Annotated in this window: 21 protein-coding genes and 2 pseudogenes; 11 read left to right on the top strand and 12 right to left on the bottom strand. The window is 65.5% G+C overall.

The window, feature by feature from the left end:
• Positions 1–6: 6 nt before the first annotated feature.
• Entirely contained in the window at positions 7–735 is a 729-nt protein-coding gene (locus C1A30_RS02405) for an SDR family oxidoreductase (protein ID WP_101946694.1), read from the top strand.
• On the opposite strand, the gene C1A30_RS02400 is transcribed toward C1A30_RS02405, so the two are convergent.
• The 4 genes from C1A30_RS02400 to C1A30_RS02385 are packed head-to-tail and all read right to left on the bottom strand — an operon-like array spanning position 713 to position 3,684.
• Complete coding sequence (locus C1A30_RS02400) at positions 713–1,138, bottom strand: hypothetical protein (RefSeq protein WP_101946693.1); 426 nt, start codon at positions 1,136–1,138, stop codon at positions 713–715. The genes C1A30_RS02405 and C1A30_RS02400 overlap by 23 nt on opposite strands.
• A complete protein-coding gene (locus C1A30_RS02395) occupies positions 1,116–2,270 on the bottom strand; it encodes an amidohydrolase family protein (protein WP_101946692.1) in 1,155 nt (384 codons plus the stop codon). Before C1A30_RS02395 ends, C1A30_RS02400 begins: the two co-directional genes overlap by 23 nt.
• Positions 2,267–3,328, bottom strand: a complete 1,062-nt coding sequence (locus C1A30_RS02390) for an amidohydrolase family protein (protein WP_101946691.1) — start codon at positions 3,326–3,328, stop codon at positions 2,267–2,269. Before C1A30_RS02390 ends, C1A30_RS02395 begins: the two co-directional genes overlap by 4 nt.
• Positions 3,325–3,684 carry a Rieske (2Fe-2S) protein gene (locus C1A30_RS02385; RefSeq protein WP_369974089.1) on the bottom strand — a complete coding sequence of 120 codons (360 nt, stop codon included), beginning with the start codon at positions 3,682–3,684 and terminating at the stop codon, positions 3,325–3,327. Before C1A30_RS02385 ends, C1A30_RS02390 begins: the two co-directional genes overlap by 4 nt.
• Before the next feature lie 86 nt (positions 3,685–3,770).
• Here C1A30_RS02385 and C1A30_RS02380 point away from each other — a divergent pair, with 86 nt between their 5' ends.
• Both C1A30_RS02380 and C1A30_RS02375 read left to right on the top strand, forming a co-directional pair.
• Positions 3,771–4,973 carry a cytochrome P450 gene (locus C1A30_RS02380; RefSeq protein ID WP_101946690.1) on the top strand — a complete coding sequence of 401 codons (1,203 nt, stop codon included), beginning with the start codon at positions 3,771–3,773 and terminating at the stop codon, positions 4,971–4,973.
• 2 nt (positions 4,974–4,975) lie between these two features.
• Positions 4,976–6,130, top strand: coding sequence for a Zn-dependent alcohol dehydrogenase (locus C1A30_RS02375; RefSeq protein ID WP_101946689.1), 1,155 nt, complete (start codon positions 4,976–4,978; stop codon positions 6,128–6,130).
• An 80-nt stretch (positions 6,131–6,210) separates the two neighbouring features.
• Here the strand turns inward: C1A30_RS02375 and C1A30_RS02370 are convergent, their stop codons facing one another.
• Entirely contained in the window at positions 6,211–7,275 is a 1,065-nt protein-coding gene (locus C1A30_RS02370; RefSeq protein WP_101946688.1) for an amidohydrolase family protein, read from the bottom strand.
• Between the two features lie 34 nt (positions 7,276–7,309).
• Between C1A30_RS02370 and fadD1 the strand changes: the two genes are divergently transcribed.
• Positions 7,310–8,890, top strand: a complete 1,581-nt coding sequence (gene fadD1, locus C1A30_RS02365; protein WP_101946687.1) for a fatty-acid--CoA ligase FadD1 — start codon at positions 7,310–7,312, stop codon at positions 8,888–8,890.
• A gap of 111 nt (positions 8,891–9,001) precedes the next feature.
• Here fadD1 and C1A30_RS02360 read toward each other — a convergent pair whose 3' ends face one another.
• The 5 genes and pseudogenes from C1A30_RS02360 to C1A30_RS02340 form a co-directional block, all read right to left on the bottom strand.
• Positions 9,002–9,868 carry an enoyl-CoA hydratase/isomerase family protein gene (locus C1A30_RS02360; RefSeq protein WP_101946686.1) on the bottom strand — a complete coding sequence of 289 codons (867 nt, stop codon included), beginning with the start codon at positions 9,866–9,868 and terminating at the stop codon, positions 9,002–9,004.
• An 8-nt stretch (positions 9,869–9,876) separates the two neighbouring features.
• Positions 9,877–9,960, bottom strand: a pseudogene (locus tag C1A30_RS36475) (dihydrolipoamide acyltransferase); the annotation flags it as partial.
• Positions 9,945–10,073, bottom strand: a pseudogene (locus C1A30_RS02350) (thiamine pyrophosphate-dependent dehydrogenase E1 component subunit alpha); the annotation flags it as partial. The pseudogenes C1A30_RS02350 and C1A30_RS36475, both read right to left, overlap by 16 nt.
• Before the next feature lie 38 nt (positions 10,074–10,111).
• Positions 10,112–10,420 carry a DUF4286 family protein gene (locus tag C1A30_RS02345; RefSeq protein WP_101947578.1) on the bottom strand — a complete coding sequence of 103 codons (309 nt, stop codon included), beginning with the start codon at positions 10,418–10,420 and terminating at the stop codon, positions 10,112–10,114.
• A gap of 2 nt (positions 10,421–10,422) precedes the next feature.
• The gene (locus C1A30_RS02340; RefSeq protein ID WP_101946685.1) at positions 10,423–11,289 is read right to left on the bottom strand and encodes a mycofactocin-coupled SDR family oxidoreductase; all 867 of its coding nucleotides are present in this window, start codon (positions 11,287–11,289) and stop codon (positions 10,423–10,425) included.
• A gap of 156 nt (positions 11,290–11,445) precedes the next feature.
• Here C1A30_RS02340 and C1A30_RS02335 point away from each other — a divergent pair, with 156 nt between their 5' ends.
• From C1A30_RS02335 to C1A30_RS02320, 4 genes are read left to right on the top strand one after another with little or no spacing between them, the layout of a single operon-like run.
• Positions 11,446–12,579, top strand: a complete 1,134-nt coding sequence (locus C1A30_RS02335; protein ID WP_101946684.1) for an acyl-CoA dehydrogenase family protein — start codon at positions 11,446–11,448, stop codon at positions 12,577–12,579.
• Positions 12,576–13,640, top strand: coding sequence for an acyl-CoA dehydrogenase family protein (locus tag C1A30_RS02330; RefSeq protein ID WP_101946683.1), 1,065 nt, complete (start codon positions 12,576–12,578; stop codon positions 13,638–13,640). The genes C1A30_RS02335 and C1A30_RS02330 overlap by 4 nt, the downstream gene beginning before the upstream one ends.
• Positions 13,637–14,857, top strand: a complete 1,221-nt coding sequence (locus C1A30_RS02325) for a CaiB/BaiF CoA-transferase family protein (protein WP_101946682.1) — start codon at positions 13,637–13,639, stop codon at positions 14,855–14,857. Before C1A30_RS02330 ends, C1A30_RS02325 begins: the two co-directional genes overlap by 4 nt.
• 14 nt (positions 14,858–14,871) lie before the next feature.
• On the top strand, positions 14,872–15,729 hold the full coding sequence (locus C1A30_RS02320; RefSeq protein WP_101947577.1) for an enoyl-CoA hydratase-related protein: 858 nt from the start codon (positions 14,872–14,874) through the stop codon (positions 15,727–15,729).
• A 30-nt stretch (positions 15,730–15,759) separates the two neighbouring features.
• Here C1A30_RS02320 and C1A30_RS02315 read toward each other — a convergent pair whose 3' ends face one another.
• Complete coding sequence (locus C1A30_RS02315; RefSeq protein WP_101946681.1) at positions 15,760–17,424, bottom strand: FAD-binding protein; 1,665 nt, start codon at positions 17,422–17,424, stop codon at positions 15,760–15,762.
• Positions 17,421–18,767 carry an aromatic ring-hydroxylating dioxygenase subunit alpha gene (locus tag C1A30_RS02310; RefSeq protein ID WP_101947576.1) on the bottom strand — a complete coding sequence of 449 codons (1,347 nt, stop codon included), beginning with the start codon at positions 18,765–18,767 and terminating at the stop codon, positions 17,421–17,423. Before C1A30_RS02310 ends, C1A30_RS02315 begins: the two co-directional genes overlap by 4 nt.
• A gap of 79 nt (positions 18,768–18,846) precedes the next feature.
• Here C1A30_RS02310 and C1A30_RS02305 point away from each other — a divergent pair, with 79 nt between their 5' ends.
• The 3 genes from C1A30_RS02305 to C1A30_RS02295 all read left to right on the top strand — a co-directional run bounded on the left by C1A30_RS02305 (position 18,847) and on the right by C1A30_RS02295 (position 20,347).
• Positions 18,847–19,095 carry a DUF6457 domain-containing protein gene (locus C1A30_RS02305; protein WP_101946680.1) on the top strand — a complete coding sequence of 83 codons (249 nt, stop codon included), beginning with the start codon at positions 18,847–18,849 and terminating at the stop codon, positions 19,093–19,095.
• Between the two features lie 45 nt (positions 19,096–19,140).
• Positions 19,141–19,806: a TetR/AcrR family transcriptional regulator gene (locus tag C1A30_RS02300; RefSeq protein ID WP_101946679.1), complete on the top strand. Its 666-nt coding sequence runs from the start codon at positions 19,141–19,143 to the stop codon at positions 19,804–19,806.
• A 112-nt stretch (positions 19,807–19,918) separates the two neighbouring features.
• On the top strand, positions 19,919–20,347 hold the full coding sequence (locus tag C1A30_RS02295) for an MmpS family transport accessory protein (protein WP_101946678.1): 429 nt from the start codon (positions 19,919–19,921) through the stop codon (positions 20,345–20,347).
• Positions 20,348–20,363: the final 16 nt, after the last annotated feature.

Raw genomic sequence — 20,363 nt, 5'->3', positions numbered from 1 at the left:
TGTTGTGTGCGTAGGGCCTTGATCACCGGTGGCAGCGGCGGCATCGGCAAGGCCTGTGGCCGCAAACTGGCCGAACTCGGCTACGACGTGATCCTGACCGCACGCCGCGAAGAACCCCTGCGGGCCGCCGCGGCCGAGATGGGTGCGCGCTACGTCGTCGCCGACGCCACCGACCCGGAGAAGTTCGAACCCGCCGTGCAAGCGGCAGGCCAGATCGACCTCGTGGTCCACGCCGCGGGCACCCTCGGCGGAACATACGCGCGCAAACAGACTTTCGACCAATGGCGGGCGACCATCTCGGCCAACCTCGATTCCTGTTTCGTCGTCACCTCGGCCGCGCTGCCTCGGATGACGGCCGGCTCCCGATTAGTGTTCATCTCCTCGTCGGCGGCGCACGAGCCGATGCCCGCGCGCACCGCCTACTCGGCGTCGAAGGCAGGCATGAATGCGTTCGCGCTGGCGTTGGCCCAAGAGGTCGACCGCGACGGGATCAACGTGCACCTGGTGACCCCCGGCCCGGTGGAAACCGACATGCTGCAGGACGTGCCGTTCGAGATGTACGCGATCCGCGCCGCCGACGTCGCCGAGGCCGTCGCGTGGCTGGACACCGTCGACCCGTCGGTGGACGTGCCCGAGATCCGGCTGCACGCGATCACCCGCGGACCGTCAGCGCGAGAACCGGTGGTGCCGTTGGAAGTCGAGCGCCGCGGCGCTACACCCCTTCGCCGTCACTGAGGTGGACCTCGGACTCCATCTGATGGAAGATCCGCAGCCGATCGCTGCGGCGGACCAGCAACCACGTGATCCAACTGGCGCCGGTGCGCTCGACGTCGGACTCCGTACCGGTCAGGCTCCAGCGGCTCAGTAGCAGCGCCCTCACCACGGAGTCGTCGACGACGTCGCACCCACGCAACGCCGACGACACCGACGCGGTCTTGAGCCTGGCCGCGATCCGAGCCCAATGCCGCTCCAACTCGTCGACGCCGATCAGGGGCTCGGCGTATTCGTCACCGACATAGATCGGCTGCGGTTCACCGCGAAGCCAGAGTTCGGCCACGCCAGCGAAATCCAAGCTGGACCAGAACGCGTCGTACTGCCGGACCAGGTCCGCGACCTCAGGCAGGCGGTGGTTGTTCACCCGGCAACGCCTTGACCGTCGACGGCAGGCCGTACAGTGCAGTGGCGTTGCCGCGCATGATCCGCTCACGCTGATCGGCGGGGAACCGCCTGATGGCCCACTCCGGCGAGTCGTAACTCCAGTGCGGATAGTCGGTCGAGAACATCAGACAGTCACCGAGATCCATCATCTCCAAATATTCGCGATACGTCGCGACGGTGACGTCCTCGAGCGGTTGTGTGGTGAATCGCACGTGCTCGCGGACGTACTCCGACGGCCTGCGGCGGACATGAGGCAGATCGCCTCTGCGCTTTTCCCAGATGCGGTCCATCCGCCACATCACCGGCATCGCCCATGTGAAGCCGCCTTCGACGAACACGACCCGCAGGTCGGGGTGCCGGTCGAACGCGCCGTCGAACACCAGGCTCATCAGATGGGATACGTACAGCAGCGGCCATGAGGCGAAGAAGTCGTGCCAGTGTGCAGGGTTGCCCACCGGATAGATTGGGATCAATTCGAACGGCGTCTGCCCCATCAGGTGCGTGGCGACCGGCAGCCGATGCCGCGCCGCCGCTTCATAGAGTGGATCGAAATGCGGGCTGCCGAACGGGATGCCGCGGGTCTGGGGCGTCATCAACACCTCGGCCATGTAGGGATGGCCGGCCCAGCGCTCGATCTCCCGCGCGGCCGCGGCGGGGTCCTGCGCGGTGACGCTGATCGCGCCGCGCCACCGGCCGTGCCAGTTGCCGTCGCCGAGCCAAATGTCGGCCAACCAGTCGTTGTAGGTGGCCTTCAGCACGTGTTCGGCGTGCGGCAACTGCGCGTCGCACATCGGTTCCAGCATCGCGATGCTCACGCCTGCGTCCACCAGGAGTTGCTTCGCCGCGAAGTCGGGATCGCTGCCCGCGACACCGCCACCGGGAGGTGCGGCGTCGACGCGAAGCGAATTCGTCTTGTACGCATCGGGGGTGTCGTAGAAGTACGACAGTGTGGAGACCGCGTTGCCGGTCGGCCACAGCTTGTCCTTCCACTCTGCGGCGGCATAGGACTTCAATACTTCCGCCGACACCGGCAGCGGGTGAACGTCGGTGTCGACAAGGGTCACCGCGACGTCCTGGGCGGCGTGCTGCTGCGCGCGTTCGATGGTCGTCACGCGGGGCTCCCTTCCGTGACGCCGTAGCATTCACTGGCGTTGCGCCACAACACCTTCTCGCGTTGTGCTTCGTTGAGGCCCGCGACCACCTCGCCGGGCGCGGAACTCGACCAGTGCGGATAACCTGAGCCGTACATGAGTAGGTCGGCCTTGTCGGTGAAGTCCAACCATCGTTCGGCCTGTCCCGCGTCGGTCGGCCCGTCCAGCGCCGACGAGCAGAACCGGACATGGTCGCGCAGATACTCGCTGGGATACCGGTCCACCCAAGGGGTTTGGTCGCGCATCGACATCCAGAACGTGTCCAGCCGCCACATCAGTGGGGTGAGGATGTCGTAGCCGCCGTCGGCGAAGACGAACCGCAGACCGGGGATTCGCCCGAACATGCCCTCGATGATCAGGGTGGCAAGATGCACGAACGAATTCAGCGGCATGAACGCCGCGTAGCCGGGGTAGGTATGCGCGTGACCGGCGAACGTCGGCGCGTAGTCAACTCCGTTGCCGCCGTTGATGTGTACGGCCACTGGCAGGCCGTGCGCGGCGGCGGCTTCCCAGATCGGCTCGAACATCGGCTTGCCGTAGGGCTCTCGCGACTGCAGCGGGACGCCGACCTGCACCATCTTCGGATGCCCGGCCAACCGCTCGATCTCGGCGACCGCTCCCCTGACGTCTTCCGGGTTGACCCTGATGGTGCCGCGGAAGCGGTCGGTGGTGTCGGGTTCCAGCCAGCGGTCCAGCAGCCAGTCGTTCACGGCCGCGCAGATCCGGCTGTTGAGCAGATAGTCGGCGATGTTGCCGCGCGTCAGCGGATTGAGGATCGCCGAGTCGACACCGCCCTCGTCGAACAGGTGCCTGGCCACGGTATCGGGATCGGAACCCGGGTATCCGTCGCCGTAAAGATCCTGCCGGTAATCACCGCCCGGCGCCTGGTACCACTGCTGTTCGACGTCGGGGATGGCACGCAATTTGTGTGCGGGCGCAAGGTACTTCCGGATCTCCGCGTTGTAGCGGAAATGCGGTTGCACGTTCGCGTCGATGATTCGCTCGCAAGCTTCGCTCATGCGATCAGATACACCTGCCCGTCGCTCACGTCCACCTCATAGGTGCGCACCCGCTTCTTCGGGTCGGCGAGGTTCACTCCCGTGGTGATGTCGAACTCCCAGTTGTGCCACGGGCAGCGCGCAATCGAACCTTCGCGGACACGGCGCAGCTGTCCCGGCAGATCCGGTGCGTATTCATTGGTGCCGACGACGTAGCCCGCGCAGAGCGGAGCGCCTTCGTGCGAGCAGTAGTTCGCGATCGCATACAGCGAGCCGTCGATGTTGTAGACGCCTACGCCGAACTTGCCGGCCTGGACCAGCTTCATGCTCCCGGGAGGCAGGTCTTCGATCGCGCACACCGGTCGGCGCTGCATCATGTCCCTTCGGTTTCCTTGACCTAGAATACCTAAAATAGTAAAGATAGGGCGACACAGCCGCTAGATGCTGCTGCCGGGAGGCACAGGTGACCACCAGTACCGATTCGCAGAGCGCCCCAGATCTCGCGAGCGATCCGTATCCGTTCTTCAACCACATGCGCACGACGACGCCCGTGTGGCGCGGCACGCTCATGGAGAGCCACCTGCTGCCCGACGAACTCAAGAACCCCGAGAATTGGACGTTGTTCGACTTCGAATCCGTGTTCACTGCGTTCCGCGAGGACACGGTGTTCGCCTCGGAGATGTACAACAAAACCATCGGCCTCGTCTTCGGCCCGACGATCCTCGGCATGGCGGGCAAGCAGCACCACGACCATCGCAGCCTGGTGAGCAAGGCGTTCAAGCAGAGCGCGCTCGCCATGTGGGAACCCGAGGTGATCGACCCGATCTGCGATCAACTCGTCGACGAGTTCAAACACGACGGCGAAGTCGATCTCGTCAAGGCGCTGACGTTCGAGTTCCCGACCAGGGTCACGGCCGCGCTTCTTGGCCTGCCGCAGGAAGATCTGGAGATGTTCCGGCGGTTGTCGCTGGACCTGATCTCGATCAGCGAGAACCTCGAAATGGGTCTGACCGCATCCGTCGAACTCGGAACCTATTTCCAGGAGCAGGTGGATCAGCGGCGCAGCAAGATGACCGACGACATCATCGGCGTCCTCGTCGCCGCGGAGATCGACGGCGAGAAGCTCACCGATGAGGCGATCATCTCGTTCCTGCGGTTGCTGCTGCCTGCGGGGTTGGAGACAACCTACCGGTCATCGGGAAACCTGTTGCAGCTGCTGCTGACTCACCCTGATCAGCTCGAGGCGGTGCAACGGGATCGCGAGCTCATCGGAGCCGCGATCGAGGAGGGCATCCGGTACGAGACTCCGCTGGTTCTGGTGACACGCAACACCACCCGCGAGGTCCAGATGCACGGCGCCACCATCCCCGAGGGTGCGCAGGTCAACCTGTGCATCGGCGCGGCGAACCGCGACGAGAAGCGGTGGGACGACCCCGATGTGTTCGACATCCACCGGCCGCGGCGCGCACACATCTCGTTCGCGGGCGGTATCCACAGCTGCCTCGGCATGCACCTGGCCCGGGTCGAGACGAAGGCGATGCTCACCAGCTTGTTCGACCGGGTCACCGACTTGGAGCTGATCGAAGACGACGACACCAACATCACCGGGATGCCGTTCCGGTCGCCGAAACACCTGCCGGTGACGTTCCGACCGGCGTCGGCCTGAGCATGCGGAGTCGCGCGGCGATCCTGCACGACGTCGGCGGGCCGTGGTCGGTCGAGGATTTCGAATTGGATCCGCCGCGCGCAGGTGAAGTGCTCATCGAAGTGGCCGCCGCCGGGCTGTGCCACTCCGACGAACACATCCTCAACGGCGACATGTCGGCGAGCAACGAGGTGATGCAGTCGTTCGGCCTACCGTCGATGTTCCCGATGATAGGCGGACACGAAGGCTCGGCCGTGGTGCAGCAAGTCGGTGACGGCGTAACGCAATTCGCGCCCGGCGACCACGTCGTGACGTCGTTCGTCGCGGTCTGCGGACAATGCCGGTGGTGCAACGCGGGTATGGAGTACATCTGCGACATGGGCGCGCAGGTGATGGTTCCCGGGATGCCGACGGACGGCACCTTTCGGCATCACACCGCCGACGGGCGTCAGCTCGGGCATCTGTCCAAGGTCGGCGCGTTCTCCAAACACACTGTCGTTTCGACGGATTCGATCGTCAAGATCGACAAGCGCTTACCCCTGTTGCCGATGGCGCTGCTGTCGTGCGGCGTGCCGACCGGGTTCGGGTCGGCGGAGAATCGCGCCAAGGTGGCTGCCGGCGACACCGTCGTCGTCATCGGTTGCGGCGGTATCGGGACCGGCGCGATCCAGGGCGCGCGCATCAACGGCGCCGCCCACATCGTCGCGGTGGACCCCGTTGCGTTCAAACAAAAGTCCGCCTTGCAGTTCGGTGCCACGCACACCGTCGCCACGGCCGATGAAGCGCTTCCGGTGGTCAGCGAGTTGACCAACGGGCTGATGGCCGACAGCGTCGTCCTGTCCCCATCGCTGATCTGCAAGCATGACGTGCAGGCGGCGCTGAACCTCACCCGCAAGGGCGGCACCTGCGTGCTGACCGGAATGACCAAGCAGACCACCAGTTCCATCGCGATCAACCTGCAGGAGTTCATCCTGTGGAACAAGAACCTCGTCGGCACCGTGTACGGGTCGTGCAACCCGCGTGTCGACGTCGCCCGGTTCGCCAAGCTCTACGAAACGGGTCAGCTGCAACTCGACGAGATGATCACCAGGCGCTACGCACTCGACGACATCAACGACGGCTACCGCGACCTGCTGAACGGCGAGATCATCCGCGGCGTCATCGATTTCAGCCTGTAGGTCCGCTGCGTCGATGCCGAGTGGCCACCTATGTAACGGTTTCGGCCGCTGCGCGTGCCACAACTGGCCACTGGGCGCCGTCAGTTGAGGCCATAGAACCGCTGGGCGTTCTCGCCGCCGATCTTCGCCCGGGTGTCCTCGCTGATGTCGGGCCGGGTGCGCAGATGCTTTGTGCTTTCCGGCCATTCGCCGTCCCAGTGCGGGTAATCGCTGGCGAACATGATGAAGTCGTCGCCGAGCACGTCGACCACCCCGGGCAGGATGGGCTCCTCCGGCTCACAGGTGGTCCAGATGTTGCCCGCCTGAAGGTATTCCCCGGGATCGCGCTTCCAGCCGTCGGCGATCCAGTCGCCGCGCTTCTCGAAATGCTCGTGCAGGCGGTCGATGAAGAACGGCACCCAGCCGACGCCTGCCTCGAGGAACGCGACCCGCAACCGCGGGTGCCGGTCGAATACTCCGCCGGAGATCATCGCCGTCATCGCGGTCATCTGGTCGAACGGAAAGCTGATGCAGTGCACTTGGATGTAGTTCGTGAAGCGGTCGACACCGATCTTCGGAAGGTGCATCCCTGGCGCGCCGTGGATGCCCAACGGCATGTCCAGTTCCTCGGCGGCGGCGTAGAACGGGTCGAGGTCGGGATGGTCGAGGTTGCGTGTCTTGAGCGCAGGCGGGATATGGGTGGCCACTAGGCCCTGGTTCTTGGCCTCCCGCATCACGTCGACGGCGACGTCGCCGTGTTCGATGGGAGTCACCGCCACCCCGCGCAACCGTCCGTCGGGCGTCGCGCAGTAGTCAGCGATCCACTGGTTGTAGAGCCGCGCGAAACCTGCTGCGAATTCCGGGTCTTCGAGACTCGCCGCGCACAGCCCGAGGCTCGGATACAGCACCATCGTGTCGATGTGGTCGCGGTCGGCATCATCGAGCACGCCCTGTGCCGATGCGTAGTTGATGCCCTCGGCGCTGCTCAAACCGTGTTCACGCGGACACCCGGCGCCGGGCCCGTCGGCCTCCGGATAGTTGCGGCCCTCGATGACCAGTGCCCTGCCGTCCTCCCGCGGCACCACGTGGTCAGGCCAGCGTCGCATCGCCTCGGCGGCCAGCGCCTGCCCCTCTGCTACGTGCCCGTCGGCATCGATGATCCTCATCCCTCACCTCCCGGCCCTTTGCTAAAACTAACGGGTGCCGCGCGACACCATCCAGCAATTGCTGCGAGAACATGCCACCTCTGACGCGATCGCGGTGAAGTACGGCGATCGGCAATGGACCTGGCGCGAACACCTGGCCGAGGCGTCGGCACGCGCCGCCGCGCTGCTTTCCCTGATGGACCGCCAACGACCGGTCCATGTCGGCGTGCTGCTCGGCAACACCCCGGAGTTCCTGCACCAGATGGCAGCCGCGGGCCTCGGCGGGTACGTGCTCTGCGGGCTGAACACCACCCGACGCGGTGCCGCTCTGGCCGCCGACGTGCGCCGCGCGGACTGCCAGATCGTCGTGACCGACGCCGAACATCGCGGCCTGCTCGACGGGTTGGATCTCGGGGGCGTGACGGTGCTCGACTCCTCCACCGACTGGTGGACCCGCCTAATAGGGTCGGCCGGCGAACTGACGCCGCACCGCGAAGTCGGGGCGCTCGACCCGTTCATGCTGATCTTCACCTCGGGAACCAGCGGTGACCCGAAGGCGGTGAAGGTATCGCACTTCATGGTGTTGATGTCGGGCGCGAACCTGGTGCAGAAGTTCGACGTCACCGCCGACGACACCTGCTACCTGTCGATGCCGTTGTTCCATTCCAACGCGTTGGTCGCGGGCTGGGGCGTGGCGATCGCCACCGGCGCGGCGATGGCACCGGCGAAGTTCTCGGCGTCGGGGTTTCTGGACGACGTCCGGCGCTACGGCGCGACGTACATGAACTACGTGGGTAAGCCGTTGGCGTACATCCTGGCCACGCCGGAACGACCCGACGATGCGGACAACCCGCTTCGCGTCGCGTTCGGCAACGAGGCGAGCGACCGCGACATCGAGGAATTCCAGCGCCGGTTCGACACCCTGGTGTGGGACGGGTTCGGCTCCAGCGAGAACGCCGTGATCATCACCAGGGAGGAAGGCACCCCGAAAGGCTCTCTGGGCAAGGGCTTTCCCGGCGTGGCGATCTACAACCCGGCCACCGGCACCGAATGTCCGGTCGCGCGTTTCGACGCTGACGGCGCGTTGATCAACGCCGACGAGGCCGTCGGCGAGTTGGTCAACACGTCCGGCGCGGGTTTCTTCACCGGCTACTACAACAGCGAAGAGGCCACAGCGGAACGCATGCGCGGCGGCATGTACTGGTCGGGCGACCTGGCCTACCGGGACGCCGAGGGCTGGATCTATCTCGCCGGCCGCACCGCCGACTGGATACGAGTCGACGGCGAGAACCTGGCGGCCGCACCGATCGAGCGCATCCTGATCAGGCTGCCCGACATCAGCCGCGTTGCGGTGTACGCGGTGCCTGACGAGAACGTGGGCGATCAGGTGATGGCCGCGGTGGTGCTGCACGACGAATCCACCTTGACGCCAGAGGCTTTCGAACACTTCCTGGCCGAGCAACCGGACCTGTCGCCGAAGGCCTGGCCGCGGTATGTCAGGATCGCCGCGGACTTGCCGACCACCGCCACGCACAAGGTGCTCAAACGCGAGTTGGCGGCTCAAGGCGCCACCGCAGGCGATGGTGAACTGTGGGTGCGGGAACCGCGCGGAACGCGCTACACGCGCACGGTCTAGCGACGAACGTTCGTTACCGCTCGAAAAATCCGCCGAAAGTTCGAGCGGTACGGAACGTTCGCGGCCGTCAGTCATTCGGGGGCGCTAGACCGCGTGGTCGCCGAGGTGCACCTAAGGCGCCCCGTTACCGTCGGCCGACGCGGCCGCCTGCCGCTTCGCCATCTCCGACGGCAGGATCTTGTCCTTGAACACCTGCTGGATGAGTTCCTGTACGTCCCTGCTCACCGATGCGAGCGCGACCAGGTCGTTGGAGCTCTGCCAATGCACCCGCATGCCCATCATCTCCCACGCCCGCTTGATGTTGGCCTTGGTGGCGAGCAGCGTGGTCAGCGGAGCCTGCGCGATGTGGCGGGCGATGGCCTCCACCCGCGCGTCCAGATCCTCCCGCTTGACCACCTCGTTGATGAGGCCGTACTCGAGTGCCTTGTGCGCGTCGACGGTCTCGGCGGTGTAGAGGTAATACGATGCCCGCCGCCAGTTCATGAAAACCCAAGGCTCGATGGAGCATTCACCGGACGGCATGCCGAAGCCCTGCAACGGCGGATAGGAGAAGTACGCGTCGTCGGAGGCGATGACGATGTCGGTGGTCAGCCCGTAATGGGTGCCGCCGCCGACGCAGTACCCGTGCACCTGCGCGATGGTCGGCTTGGAGAACTCCCACAGATTCAGGATCGGCTTGACGAACAAGTCGGTCTGCGGCTTCCACGGCATGCCGGTGGCCTTGAAACCTTCGACGAACTCCGGATAGTCGACCGCGTTGTTGCCGATGGCATGCCCCGAGCAGAACCCTGGGCCGTTGGCCTTCATCACCAGAACCTTGATGTCGTAGTCGCGGTCGGCGTCCCGCAGTGCGTCGTCGATCTCCTCGACCTGCTTCTGGTCCTGGGCGTTCGCCTTCTCGGGCCAGTTCAGCGTGATCGTCGCGATCGGACCGTTCTTTTCGTAGATGATCCGTTCGCGGGTCTCGTTGAGATCCATACCCTCTCCTATGACGTGATGACACCGATCTGGGCGCCGATGTCGTACACCGTTACTGCTTGTCCGGTCCATTGCACGGTGCCCGAGGCACCCCCACCGCGGCGCCCACGGCCTCTTGTCCGCGCGACGGCCAGTACACGCACATGAACTCGCCGGTGCCGATGCCCTTGGACAGCCGGTCGTCGGCGGATTTCATCAGCACCATCAGCGCGTAGCGGCGTCGTTGTACGTCCGCGGAGTACGTCACGGGCCGAGCGACCCGATCTCGCGGTAGACGTGCGGAATCGGCTTGGGATCCATGGAGATGTTGTCCAGGCCTGTCAGCGGGACTTCGCGCATGCGCTTCGCGGCCGCATCGAGGTCGTCGCAGTCAAGCTCGTAGATGGCGATGAACGGACCGTCGCCGCTGGTGGGTGCGAAGCGGCGTGCCGACAGGATGCCGTCCACGGACAGAATCTGCGCGAGATGGGTTTCGTTGTACCACTTGTGGTATTCGGCTTCGCGGTCCGGCGAGGCCGGCATCGTTTCCACGTAGATGATCCCCCTGGGCATGCTCACACCCCCGACCATGGCTTGATCTTCAGGTAACCCCCCGCGTCGACCCGCAACTGCTGACCGGTGACGTATCGGGCGGCGTCGCTGGCGAGGAACAGCACTGCCTCGCTGATGTCCTCCGGCTCGACGTAGGGGATCGGAAAACCCTGCAGCATCGGGAAGACGACTTCGGCTTCCTCGCGGGTCGGGTTCTGCAGATCGGGCCGGAACGCCTTGTACATCGGCGGACTGTGCAGCATGTCGGTGTTGCAGTTGGTCGGGTGAACCGCGTTGACCCGGATCTGCTCAGGGGCCAGGGTCCTTGCGAGGTCGTTGACATAGTGCGCGACAACCTGTTTCGCGAACGCATACCCTGCGCCGCCAGGACCGCCGTCCATACCGGCGGTGTTGACCGCCGTCGCCATGAAGGCGGCCACCGAACCCGTCGCGATGATCGACGCGCCCGCATGCAAGTGCTTGATGCTGGCGTGGATCAGGTTCATCTCCCCGAGCAGGTCGACGTCCACGGCGTCGACGAACGCCTGCGGCGGCAGCCCGGCGGTCATCGGGCAGATACCGGCGTTGGCGACCACGATGTCCAGCGCGCCGAACTCGGCGACGCCGCGGTCGATGGCGGCGGACAGCGCCGCGCGGTCGCGGACGTCGGCGATCTCGGTGTGAGCGCGTTGCCCTTCCTTCTCGACCAGTCGGGCTGTCTCGTCGAGATCCTCGGGCCGGGCGAGCGGGTAGTCGTTGGTCTCGATGTCCTCGCAGATGTCCACCGCGATGATGTCGGCGCCCTCGGCGGCCAGCAACCGCGCGTGTGACCGGCCCTGGCCGCGTGCCGCACCGCTGATCAGCGCCACCTTGCCGGTCACCCTGCCCATGGTTCGTCCTCCCTCGCGATGCTTCGCGGCATGCGGACGACTCGGCAGCACAGCCGGTTTGGGCGCCGCGACATTGCAGCCAACTGTAACTGGTGCGGTGGCTATACTACCTAAAATTATAAAGAAACCAATTCAGACCGATTCCGACAGGACGCCGTGGACTTCTCATATCCGCCGGAGGTCGAGCAGTTCCGCAAGGAGCTGCGTGCCTGGTTGGCCGCGCACCTGACCGACGAGGTGGTGGCCGCCGGGCGCGGGCGCACACGGGACGCGCAGACCTTCGACATCTTGCGGGCGTGGGACGCCACCTTGGCCGACGCGGGGTGGGGCGCGGTGTCGTGGCCACCGGAATACGGCGGCCGCGGGGCCGGCGTGCTCGAGCAACTGGCCTACGCGGAGGAAACCATCCGTGCGCGAGCGCCGGTGCCGCTCAATGTGATCGGGATGAACAACATCGCACCCGCGATCATGCAGTACGGCACCGACGCGCAAAAGCGTGAGCTGCTCCCCCGCATGGTGCGCGCCGACGACATCTGGTGTCAGGGCATGTCTGAACCCGAGGCGGGTTCCGATCTCGCCTCGTTGCGCACCCGCGCGGTGCCCGACGGGGACGAATATGTGGTCAACGGACAGAAGGTGTGGACGTCGCTCGGCCATCGGGCGCACTGGTGCCAGCTGTACGTGCGCACCGACCCGGACGTGCCCAAGCACAAAGGCATCTCCTGTCTGATCGTCGACATGACGCTGCCCGGCATCGAGGCGCGCCCGCTGGTCACCATCAACGGCGCCACCGACTTCGCGGAGGTGTTCTTCAACGACGTGCGGGTGCCCGCCGACGCGCTGCTCGGTCCGCTCAACGGGGGCTGGCAGGTCGCTACCACCACGTTGAGCCACGAGCGGGCCGGGGCGGCGCGACTGTACGCGCAGTTGGAGATGCAGTTGCGTGATCTGGCGTCCGACCTGGCGGCCGCCCAACTGCTCGACGACGCCGCGACGTTGCAACGCCTTGGCGCGCTGGCGGTGCGGACCAAGTACCTCGAGGTGCTCTGTCAACGGTCCATCTCGGCGACGCTGCACGGTGGCGACGCGCTCGGTTCGGCCAGCCTGGCCAAGAGCGTGTGGGCCGAGATCGGCCAGGACCTTGCCGCATTGGCCTTCGACGTACTCGCAGACCACCGACGGTGGCGGGAGTACCGGCTGACGTCGCGCTCGTTGACCATCGCAGGCGGTACAACGCAGATCAACAAGGGTGTCACCGCGACGCGGGTGCTGGGGTTGCCGCGGCCATGAATCTCGAACTGACCGACGAACAGGTCGCACTGCGGGACACCCTGCGCCGGTTCCTGGCCGAAAAGGCCGGCCTGGCAACACATGTACGGCCGATGCTCGACGATCCGACCGGCGTCACCAGCGAAGTCTGGCGAGCGCTCGCTGACCTGGGTGCGACCGGTGTGCTGGTGCCACAGGAGTGCGGCGGTTCGGGCATGACGATGGTCGAAGCCGGCGTAGTGGCCGAGGAACTGGGCGCCGCACTGCACCCGGGGCCGTGGTTGTCGACGGCGGTCGCTGCTCCCCGGGCGCTGACGCGAACGGGGGCGGCATCCGACTCGGTGCTGCGCGGTATCGCCGACGGATCGGTCATCGGCGCGGTGGGCCCGTTGCAGGGTCCGCGCCCGACTGTCGAGGGCGGGACCCTCGTCGGGGACATCCCGTCGCTGCCCGACGCGGCCGCCGCCACCGTGATACTCGTGCTGGCCGAAAGCGATTCGGGCACCGGCCTGTTCACCATCGATGCCACGGCGCCGGCGTTGTCGATGACCGAGCGATCACACGTCGACCCCACCCGCAAGCTGTTCGACGTGCGATTCGACGGCGTGCCCGCGCACCGGGTGGCCTCCGCACCGGCGGACGCCATCCGGGGTCTCGTCGACGACGTGCTGATCGCCCGCGCGGCCGACGCGTTGGGCGCGGCCACCGCGGTGATGAACCTCGCCGTCGACTACGCCAAGGTGCGGCGACAGTTCGACCAGCCGATCGGCAGTTTCCAGGCAGTCCAGCACCTGTGCGTCGACATGTACGAAACCGTTGAACTCGCGCGAAGCGGTGTGCTGCACGCGTTGTGGGCGGCCGACGCCGCGGACCCCGACGAGCGTCACCTGGCGGCGGTGCGCGCCAAGGCGTTCGCTTCGCAACTGGCAGCGGTCGCCGACACTGCGATTCAAGTGTTCGGTGGCATCGGCTACACCTGGGAGCACGACGCCCACCTGTATTTGAAGCGACTGCTGGGTTGGAGCGCATTCCTCGGTGGCCCGGACCAGTATCTGCAAGAAGTGGGGAGAGCATTGCGATGACGCGAGTGCTGAGCGGAGTTCGTGTGGTCGAACTGGCGTCATGGACGTATGTGCCGTCTGCCGGTGCAGCCCTTGCGGATTGGGGCGCAGATGTCATCAAGGTCGAGGACGTGAAGGGCGGTGACCCTGGCCGCGCGTTGGTGATCGGGGGCTTCACCAGGCAGAACGCGCGCGCCGACGTCGACTTCATCCTCGAAATCGGTAACCGCGGCAAGCGCAGCATCGCCATCGACATCAAATCCGAAACCGGCCACGAATATTTGGGCCGCCTGTTGGCCACCGCGGACGTGTTCCTGACCAACTGGTTGCCCGGCGCGCTGGAACGTGCCCGGTTGACAGTCGCCGATGTGCGCGCGTTCAACCCGAACATCATCGTCGCCCGCGGCACCGGCACCGGCGTGCGCGGACCGGATGCCAACAAGGGCGGATTCGACGCCGCCACATACCTTTCCCGTGGCGGGGTGGCGTACACGTTGACGCCGTTCGGCACCGAGACGCCCGCGGTGCAGGGCCCCGGCTTCGGCGATCTGCAGGGCGGCATCACGCTGGCTGGCGGCGTCTGCGCGGCGCTGTTTCACCGCGAGCGCACCGGCGAGCCCTCCGTCGTCGACTCGTCGCTACTGGCCCAGGCGATGTGGTCCATCGCGCCGTCGATCTCGGTGGCCGACCTGTTCGACATCGACGGCATCCCCGGCGCGCCTCCTGGACTGGCGATCAACCCGCTGGTGAACCGTTACAAGACGCGGGACAACCGGTGGATCCAGATGGTCTTCCTGCAACCCGACCGGTTCTGGGCCGGATTCTGCGAGCGGATCGGTCTGCCCGAACTGGCGACTGACGACCGCTTCGTGCCCTCGAGCAACCTGATCGCCAATGCCGCCGAAGCGTGCGCGCTCGTCGGAGACCGCATCGCCAGCGAGGATTTGGAGTACTGGCGTAAGGCGCTGGCCGACGAACCGGGGGTGTGGGCGGCGCTCGCGACGCCGAAGGAGACGTTGCACGATCCTCAGGTCAAGCCGAACGGCCTCACCGTCGCCAACGTCGACGACAACGGGGTCGAGTATCAAATCGTCGCCGCCCCAGTGCAATTCAACGAGACCACGCCGGATCCGGCGCGTGCTCCCGAGCACGGTCAGCACACCGAGGAGATCCTGCTCGAACTCGATTTGGACTGGGGTGACATCTCGGCAGCCAAGGACAGCGGCGCGATCCTGTAGGAGGGCCTGTGACTATCGAGCGACGCACCCTGGAATCGGTGATCTACGAGCGCGAGCCACCGATCGCGCGGATCATCCTGAACCGCCCCGAGAAGGCCAACACCAAAGACGCGCAACTGGTGCAGGAGGTCGACGCCTGCCTACACGAGGCCGACCATGACTGCGACATCAAAGTCGTGATACTGAAGGCCAACGGCAACGGCTTCTGCGGCGGGCATGTCGCGCGCTGGGGCCCCGAAGAGAACCCGTATCCGAACTTCGGCGACACCTTCGAAGATCTGTACAAGGGCACCGCCGACTTGTTCCTGTGGCCGACGCTTTATCTGTGGGAGTTTCCGAAGCCGACCATTTCGCAGATCCACGGCTACTGCATGGGCGGCGGCATCTACCTGGGTCTGCTGACCGACTTCTGCGTCGCATCGGAGGATGCGTACTTTCAGATGCCGCTCGCGCAGAGCCTCGGCGAACCCGGCGGACACACGATGATCGAGCCGTGGCTGATGATGAACTGGCATCGCACCATGGACTGGTTGCTCTTGGCGCCAACGCTTTCCGCGCAGGAAGCGCTCGACTGGGGACTGCTCAACAAGGTGGTGCCGCGCGACGCGCTCGAAGACACCGTCGAGGAGATGGCGCGCAAGATCGGCCAGATCCCGTTGACCACGCTGATGGCGGTCAAGAACAACGTGAAGCGGGCGTGGGAGTTGATGGGCATGCGGGTGCACCTGCAAGTCAGCCACATCCTGACCAACATGGTCGGCGCGGCCTCCGATGTGCAGGCCCGCCGCGCCGAACTCATCGAGTCAGGCTTGACACCACGGGATTTCTCCACGCGAGCAGACGGAAAAGGTCCCGACACGCCGCGAAAATAGGACACTTTGCGTCTGCTCGCGCAGGAAAAGTCAGCCCCCCGCGGCGTGGCGGGCGGCCACATAACCGAACACCATGGTGTTGGCGATGCTGCCGCCCGCGCCCAGATAGTGCCTGCCCATCACGGTGGCGGTGATGTTCCCGGTCGCATACAGCCCGTCGATCACCCGATCGTCGCGGTCGAGCACCTGCGCGTGCTCATTCGTGATCACTCCCCCGCATGTGCCGACGTCGGCCGGGAACACCCTGGCGGCGTAGTACGGCGGACGATCGATGGGCCCGAGCGCGGCGTTCGGCTTGTACCCCGGATCGCCAAGGCAGATGTTGTATGCCGACTGCCCGCGACCGAAGTCGGGATCCAGGCCCTTGGCCGCGAATTCGTTGAAGCGGTCGATCGTCTGCTCCAAAGCCTCAGCGGGGACGCCGATCTGGGGTGCGAGTTCTGCCAGCGTGTCCCCCCGCACGACGGCGCCGGACTCGATCACCTCTTCGGGCAGCCGACGCGTCTGCAGTGGATTGGCGCCTGAGACATACCGTCGCACAAACCCTTCGTCGCAGATCTGCCAGCACGGGACGGCCTTGGCGGCGTACATCGCCTTGCCGACCTCCACGTAGGAGTTCGCCTCGTTGCAGAACCGCCTGCCGGTGCCGTCGACGTAGATGGCGCCCGGCCGCTGCCTGCCCTGCCCGAGTGCGCGGGCGCGGGGGTCTGCGACGAAAACCGAAGGCAGCCACCACGCCTCGTCCAGCAGGTCGGTCTTGGCGCCCAACCGCATCGCCGTCTGCAGCACTTCACCGGTGTCGCCAGCGTTGGACAGCGACCACTTCGCTTCGTTGGGCTGATCACCGCTGTACTGGCGGCGCATGTCGGCGTTGCGGCTGAACCCGCCCGCCGCGAGCAGGACGCCCCGCCGCGCTTCGATGTGCAAAGGCGTGCCGTCCCGAGTGACGCTGGCGCCGACGACGCGACCGTCCTCGACGATCAGATCGTCCATCGCGGTGTTCGTCCACACCGGCGGTTCGCCACTTTCGGAGATCAGCGCCTCGAGGATCTGACCGATGATCGACGCACCGTTGGTGAGCATCGTGCGCCGACGCAGCCTCGCGGCCCAGGTCCGCAGGAAGACCCTCATCGCGATGCCGAACGCGCGCGGAGACCGGTTGAAGTACTGCACCGAGCGCAATTCGCTGGTCTTCACCACGAATCCACGGTTCCAGTTCTTGTCCATCGTCTGGACCTTGTCACTCCATGCTCCCAACGCTGCCGCATCGTATGCAATGCCCTCTACCGAACGGCCGGCTGTGTTGCCGCCCTTGTGATTCGGGTAGTAGTCGGTGTAACCGGGGCACCGCACGAGCCGAATGCCCCTGCCGAGCAGGAACTCGATCATCTGGTGACCCGCGGTCAGGAACATCTCGCGGCGCGCGATCGACGATGCCTCCCCGATGTCGCCGACGACGGAGTCGAAGTACGCCATCCCGTCTTCATGCGAATCGGGAATCCCGTCGGCGACCATCAACGGGTTGTTCGGCAGCCACACCATGCCGCCCGACATTCCGGTGGCCCCGCCGATGAGGTCCTGCTTCTCGACGACGAGCGGTTCGATCCCCGAATCCAGAGCAGCCAGCGCAGCGACCATTCCGCCGCCGCCGCTGCCCGCGATGAGAAGGTCGACGGACTTGTCCCAAGTCATCATGCGCGCAGCCCGAGGTCGGCGATGGGCACGTCGATGGTCGTGTTCGTCTTCTGGATTGCGCCGACAAGTTGGTCGTAAGGCACTCCGGCGAGGAAGGCATCGATCACCCGCTCGAAGTTCGAGATCAGCCCTTCGACCTGAGTCGACAGGCGCATGAAGTCAAATCCCCTGGCGTGCAGGCCTTTTTGTTGGCGCGGCAAATTGGAGAAGTCTTGGGCCGGGATGGTCGGCCAGCTGGGGTCATCGGGCGCCAGCGGTTGCGGCGGTGTCGGCTTACCCGGCGAGCGGTCGTTCGGATAACGGGTGAGCGACCAGATCTCGAAGAGTGTCTGTTCCGGTCCCAGCGGCCGGATGCGATACGACGAGGCGCTGCTGTACTGCGGCAGGATGAAGTAGTGCGGGAAGCAGAACCCGATCGGGTCGATCACTCCGCGACGATCCAGGTCATTGAGGTCCGGAAAGTCACATCCGCGGGCCCGGTGCCACGCCGTGACCGCGTCGTTGACCGCGCCGCGCCAGGCCGCCATCGCCGCTGCGGGGTCGTCGGGCAGCGACATGTTCTGCAGCCCTTCGGCGATCCGCACGTCGTTCTCGTGGGTCATGCCGCCCATGCCGGAACCCAGCGTGCGCATGAAGTGCAAACTGGTCTCGATGAGCGGGTGCACCGGTGCGTCGTCGGGGCGATGCGACGACGGCAGCAACTGCGGGTGGGTCTGTGGGACGTGATAGCCCTCCATGAAGGCTGCCGTTGCCAGCTTCCAATTGACGGGTAGCAGGCACGATTTCCACCATTCGGTGCGCAACGCGCCGACTTTCCACTCGTCGTGGCGGGACGCGAACGGCTCGATGCACTCCCGCAACGGCGGCGCATCCTCGTCGAGGTTGATCCACGCGCAGCCACCCCACAGCTCGCACCGAACCGAGACCAACGCGAGATCGGTTGCCGCCAGGTTGCTTTCGTCGAATATCTCGGGCCGCAGCACGAAGGTGTTGGCGCCGTCGAGGCTCCAGCACCACCCGTGAAACGGGCAGACGAAGTTGCGGCGCGACCCGCAGCCTTCGACGATCTTCATACCGCGATGACGGCACGAGTTGTAGAAGGCGCGGACGTCGTCATCGTCGACTCGCACCACGATGACAGACTGGTCGAGGATTTCGTACTCCACAAAATCTCCCCGCGACGGTATCTCCTCGAGTCGGCATGCCATCTGCCACACCCGCGGCCAGAACAACTCCGCTTCGCGCGCATAGAACTCGGAGTCGTAGTAGCGCTGTTTGGGGATTCGATCCACCGCCTGCACCGCCCACGGAATCCGAAACGGTGTCCAGTCCACTTCGGTCAACGACATCACCCTTTGGCGCGAGCTCGTATCTTTGCAAAAATAGCAAGTTCTGCACCGATGCGGCACCGATACTGAACCCATGGACAACTGGATCGACGAACTCGCGCGCGCTCTCGGCGAGGAGCCCCTCACGTCCGACGAGATGACGAAACTGCTCGGTGCGGCAGGCGATGTCGCGCACCGGGTCGAGCGCAAGATGACGCCGCTTTCGACGTTCGTGCTCGGCTGTGCCGTCGGGCGCAGGCTCGCCGAGAGCGTGGATCGCGCGGATGCACTCGGCGACGCCCTGGGTCAGCTCGACGCACTTCTGCCGCCGCCACAGGGCTAGCACGTAGCAGTTGTTGGGCGGTCGCCCAACCGTTAGTCTGCCTTCATGTCGAGCAAGCCCGCTGACGAGCAGCCACGCGTCGGGCGTGAGGCGACACGGGAGGCCCTGATCGAGGCGACCGCCCAAATCATGCTCGACGAGGGCTATGCGGCGGCGACGTCGCGGCGGGTCGCCGCCAAGGCCGGGGTCAAGCCCGCGTTGGTGCACTACTACTTCCCCAGCATGGACGACCTGTTCGTCGCCGTGCTGCGCGACAAGGCCGAGCACAATCTGCAGCGTCAACGCGAGGCGATCGCCGATGCGCAGCCACTGCACGCGTTGTGGCTGCTCAACAGCGCGACCGACGCTCAACTCTTCACCGAGTTCCTCGCGATGGCCAATCATCGTAAGGCCATCCGCAGCGAGATCTCGGCCTACGCCATGCGCTTCCGTGACCTGGAAGAAGGCGTGGTGACGCTGGCGTTGAAGGCCCGCGGCGTGGACCTCGAGCAGTTCCCGCCGGTGGTCATGTCGATGATCATGGGTGGCCTGGCCCGGATGGTGATGCATGAGCAGGGACTCGGCATCACGCACGGCCACGAGGAGGCCACCGCCTTCATCGAGCGCTGTCTGGAGCGTTTCGAAATGCCGGTTTGGGATCAGCCGCCGGCGCAGTCGAGTGACCCAGCGCCGTCAAGTGGCCAGGAGGTGACCAGCAGCACAATTACTTGAGGTAATTGTTTCGCGATGAGAAGTTATACCGGCTAAGTTATAGCCGCAGCGCCGTGAACAGGCATTAGAAGAGGGCATAAATGAGTAGCGAGGGTCGGGAGCGAATCGTCTGATGTTGCGTTTCGCCAAGCGCAGTTGGGTCGTGCTGGTCATCCTGCTGGTGGTGGTCATCGCGGTGTTCGTCGTGGACCGGTTCCGCGGCTTCTTCGGGCACACCGTGCTCACCAAGCCGGGCGCAGGCCTCGTCAACGACCCCGAGCCGTTCAACCCCAAGGTCGTCAAATACGAGATCTTCGGCAACGGCAGCACCGCCACGATCAACTACCTCGATCTGGACGCCCAACCGCAGAAGGCACTGAATGCCCCGCTGCCGTGGGAGCTGACCCTGACGACCACCGCGCCCGCGGCCAGCCCCAACATCATCGCCCAGAGTGACGGCAACAGCATCACCTGCCGGATCACCGTCGACGGCGTGGTCAAAGACGAGAGGACCACTGACGGCGTGAACGCCCAGACGTTCTGCTTGGTGAAATCGGCATGAGCAAAGCTTGCGAGCG

Source organism: Mycobacterium sp. 3519A (assembly GCF_900240945.1).
Taxonomy (GTDB): domain Bacteria; phylum Actinomycetota; class Actinomycetes; order Mycobacteriales; family Mycobacteriaceae; genus Mycobacterium.
The sequence above is the reverse complement of the archived record's forward strand: the minus strand, read 5'-3'. Positions and strand labels throughout refer to the sequence as shown.